Raw genomic sequence first — 3434 nt, forward strand, 5'->3', positions numbered from 1 at the left:
ACAGGATGAAATTATCAAGATTACAGGTCTTAGTGAAGGCAAAGTGAAACACGCTATTGCAGATGCAAGGAGGAACATGAAACGGATTTTCGATAACCGATGCGCGCTTATCAACAAAAACGGAATCTGTAATCAATGTACGGCCCTAAACGGAATCTTCAATCCGGATCAAGATGCCCATATTAAAGCACAGGAATTAAAACTATCATCCACAAAAGATCAGGACGAATTATTAAACCTTCGAATGCAATTAGTCAGAGATACAGATCCACTGCAAGGGTCAAGTGAACTGCATTCTTTTTTTCTTGAAAACATTCCTTCCTGGGTAGAAAAAGCAACTTCCGGAAAATAATTTCAATAATCCCGTTCAAAAACCTGTGCTCAATTGTATAAGTAATAGAAGCCCTCATAAATGGGCCAGTAACTAACTATTTAAATTAATTGTAATGAACAAAGCAGAACAAGTATGGGGGGCGTATATGCAATCCATGCAAAAGCAAAATGACAACTGGAAAAATCTTTTAGCTGAGGATGTAACATTCACCGGGCCAGCAGCAAGAGCAATCGGTAAGGCAGCGTATGTTAAGACCACAGAAGACTTCTTTCAAATGGTCAGAGGTGCTGAATTAAAAAGACATGTGGCCAACGAAGATCTGGTTGTTACTGAGGTAGAAATCAAAGTAGCCACTCCTGGTGGAAATGAAATTATACTTGATATGGCGGAATTTTATGAAATCAGGGATGGCAAAATCCAGTCCGTAAAAGTGCATTATGACGCACAGGAGTTCAGAAAAGAATTTGGAATTAACTAAACTGAAAATCATGAAAGTACTAATAAAGGATAAAGTACAGAAAATTCCAGTCGGGCTCGAGAAGTATCTGGGCAAAGGTAAAATGGTATTGCCCTCTCAAGCAACAGTTATGAAGGAATTGCAAAATATCCCAGAAGGAAAATTGATCACGATACCTGTAATAAGGGAATCCATCGCGGAACAATTTGGCGTAACAACGACATGCCCAAAAACATGTTTGAAGATGCTAAGAAATATGATGGAAGAGAAAAGCTCAGGCGCTTATCATGTGCTAAATGGAAAAGGAGAATTGATTGCCTCAGATTTGGAATTACAGGCTGAATTGCTAACAGCAGATGGTTTTGATCTGGATCATTCGAAAAGGAAACCCAGGGTGAAGGATTTCAAAAATTTCCTCCCGGATTGAGTGATAAATGGATCAAACCAGGAATGTTAAGAACTAATAGGGATGGGGGTGTTAATTCGCCTCCTTTTCTTTGATTGCAAATAACTAAGCTTCCAAATGCGCTTTATGAAGTTTTTCCCTAAAAGAGCGTAAAAGTGCTTCCCGATTATTTTTTGCCTTATGCAGAAAATCATCCCCGGCCTCCGTCTCCTGGTCATACGTTCCACTCCATAAGATCACCTCTACCATAAATGGCAGCAGATCTATACCCTTTTGGGTAAGGCTGTATTTAATTCTGGACTTCTTCACATCATCTTCGCCCCTAGTTATAAGTCCAACCGCCTCGAGTTGTCGAAGACGTGTGCCCAGCACGCTGGTGGAAACCTTTTCCCCTCCTTCTAAAAACTCATTATAATGGCGCTTGTCCTTAAACATTAAGTCCCTGATAATCAATAAGGACCACTTATCTCCTATATGTTCAAGCGCATAATTGATGGGACAATGAGATCGATATTCCATTCCACAAAGATAATATTTCAAAAACAACTTGTAAAATACAAGTTAAAATGTTTAACTTTGAATTTACAATTTAAAATTCTTCTAAATGAAAAATATAATTACGGGAACGCTGGTTTTCATTGTCGTCTCGTTTGCCGCGCAATCCATTTCTCATTTCGCAATTAATGCTGACCACTATTCTACTATTTCGTTCATGCGCGCAGAACCCATATTTATCCTGGGGTTTCTGACAATGATTATGCAAGGCATAGTTGTATCATATCTTTTTCTGATTTACAGCAAAAATGAATTCACCTGGACAAAAGGACTGGCATATGGCCTTATTCTGAGCGCCTTTTTTGTAAGCTATCCGGCGCTTGTGGAACCGGCTAAATATAAGGTCCCTTCCATTAGTTCATGGATTTTGGTGGAAGCAACTGTGGGAGTCATTCAATTTGGCCTAATTGGAATACTGCTGTCAGTTTCTTTCCAATTATTAAAAAAATATTCTAACAATTAACATGTAAACATTACAACTATGAAAAATGCAATTAACTGGTTTGATATTCCTGTAAAAGACTTCGACAGAGCAAAAACGTTTTATGAAACGGTGCTTGACACCACCATGGAAACCTAATCCATGGAGGGCATGAAAATGGCTTTCTTTCCCGCAGACTGGGAAAATGGAATTGGTGGCGGCCTGGCCCATGGTCAGGGTTATGAACCCTCAGACAAGGGTTCGTTGATTTACCTGAACGGTGGTGATGATCTCGATATTCCCCTTTCTCGAGTGAAGGAGGCAGGTGGAAAGGTAGTTCTTCCAAAAACGTCATTAGGCCCCAATGGTTTTATGGCCCAATTCATTGATTCCGAAGGAAACAGGGTAGCTTTTCATTCTTACAAATAGGCCCTAATTCCTTTTCTATGGTATGTGGACCAGAAATAAAACAGCATAAATGAAAATCGCCAGAATAGCACTCCTTCGTTGTGATATTTCTGAATACCGATATTGCTTTTGGAAGTTTCTCACTTCTATCCCTTTTATTAATTTACCAAATATTAAAAATGAACAAGAAATAAAACTATGGCTTTTAGCGAACATCAGGCAGAGCGAATTCGTCAAAGACTATCCAGGGCTAATCTTACCGATGAAAAGAAAATGATGGGAGGTCTTATTTTTATGGTTAATGATAAAATGTGTCTCGGGTTGGATATCGACAAGGAAACAGGCTCCGATCGCTTGATGGTAAGGGTTGGAAAAGCTAAGCACGACGCCCTGATATTTATGAAAGGAAGCCGGGAAATGAACTTCACCGGAAAGGTGATGCGCGGATTCCTGTTCATCGACTCAGCAGGTTTTGACGCTGAAGAGGACCTGGACTTCTGGATACAAAAGGCACTGGATTTTAATGAAGATATATCCCGAAGCAAATAATGAAAATATCCGCTAAGCTTAATGTCTGACCGTTCTTAATTCAAACCGCAGTAGTTTCCACTTTTTTACTGGGGATAAACCAAAGTATTGCTACCAGCAGGTAAATAGCGACGGCAACCAAGGGATGGAAGAAACTCAATATCGTTGCCATTGCATAAAGGATTGGGGACAGCAACGATTTGCGGGTGGCCATATATGCCTGATGAACCAACGTATCCTGCGAGTGGTTTTTTCGCAGGGCAAATAAGAGGATATTCCAAGCAAGGCTTGCCATAAGGAGCACAAACCCATACAGGGCCGTTGG

At 40.1% G+C, this 3434-nt stretch carries 9 protein-coding genes; 7 read left to right on the forward strand and 2 right to left on the reverse strand.

Annotated features, from left to right (window positions below; all coding sequences use genetic code 11):
- From WBV75_RS02425 to WBV75_RS02435, 3 genes are all read left to right on the forward strand, one after another.
- Nucleotides 1–352 (forward strand): hypothetical protein (locus tag WBV75_RS02425; protein WP_424119066.1); only part of this gene is annotated, 352 nt, incomplete at its 5' end.
- A gap of 94 nt (nucleotides 353–446) precedes the next feature.
- The gene (locus WBV75_RS02430; RefSeq protein ID WP_424119067.1) at nucleotides 447–812 is read left to right on the forward strand and encodes a nuclear transport factor 2 family protein; all 366 of its coding nucleotides are present in this window, start codon (nucleotides 447–449) and stop codon (nucleotides 810–812) included.
- 10 nt (nucleotides 813–822) lie between these two features.
- On the forward strand, nucleotides 823–1218 hold the full coding sequence (locus WBV75_RS02435; RefSeq protein WP_424119068.1) for a hypothetical protein: 396 nt from the start codon (nucleotides 823–825) through the stop codon (nucleotides 1216–1218).
- Between the two features lie 84 nt (nucleotides 1219–1302).
- Here the strand turns inward: WBV75_RS02435 and WBV75_RS02440 are convergent, their stop codons facing one another.
- On the reverse strand, nucleotides 1303–1716 hold the full coding sequence (locus WBV75_RS02440; protein WP_424119069.1) for a winged helix-turn-helix transcriptional regulator: 414 nt from the start codon (nucleotides 1714–1716) through the stop codon (nucleotides 1303–1305).
- An 85-nt stretch (nucleotides 1717–1801) separates the two neighbouring features.
- On the opposite strand from WBV75_RS02440, the gene WBV75_RS02445 reads away from it, so the two are divergent.
- The 4 genes from WBV75_RS02445 (at nucleotide 1802) to WBV75_RS02460 (ending at nucleotide 3130) form a co-directional block, all read left to right on the forward strand.
- Complete coding sequence (locus WBV75_RS02445; protein WP_424119070.1) at nucleotides 1802–2215, forward strand: hypothetical protein; 414 nt, start codon at nucleotides 1802–1804, stop codon at nucleotides 2213–2215.
- Nucleotides 2216–2233: 18 nt separating this feature from the next.
- Nucleotides 2234–2332 (forward strand): VOC family protein, encoded by a 99-nt coding sequence (locus WBV75_RS02450; RefSeq protein ID WP_424119071.1) that lies wholly within the window; start codon nucleotides 2234–2236, stop codon nucleotides 2330–2332.
- 3 nt (nucleotides 2333–2335) lie between these two features.
- Nucleotides 2336–2602, forward strand: coding sequence for a VOC family protein (locus WBV75_RS02455; protein ID WP_424119072.1), 267 nt, complete (start codon nucleotides 2336–2338; stop codon nucleotides 2600–2602).
- Nucleotides 2603–2779: 177 nt separating this feature from the next.
- On the forward strand, nucleotides 2780–3130 hold the full coding sequence (locus WBV75_RS02460) for a TfoX/Sxy family protein (RefSeq protein ID WP_424119073.1): 351 nt from the start codon (nucleotides 2780–2782) through the stop codon (nucleotides 3128–3130).
- Nucleotides 3131–3170: 40 nt separating this feature from the next.
- On the opposite strand, the gene WBV75_RS02465 is transcribed toward WBV75_RS02460, so the two are convergent.
- A partial coding sequence (locus WBV75_RS02465; protein WP_424119074.1) for a hypothetical protein occupies nucleotides 3171–3434 on the reverse strand: 264 nt, incomplete at its 5' end.

Source organism: Robiginitalea sp. (assembly GCF_049588695.1).
GTDB lineage: Bacteria > Bacteroidota > Bacteroidia > Flavobacteriales > Flavobacteriaceae > Robiginitalea.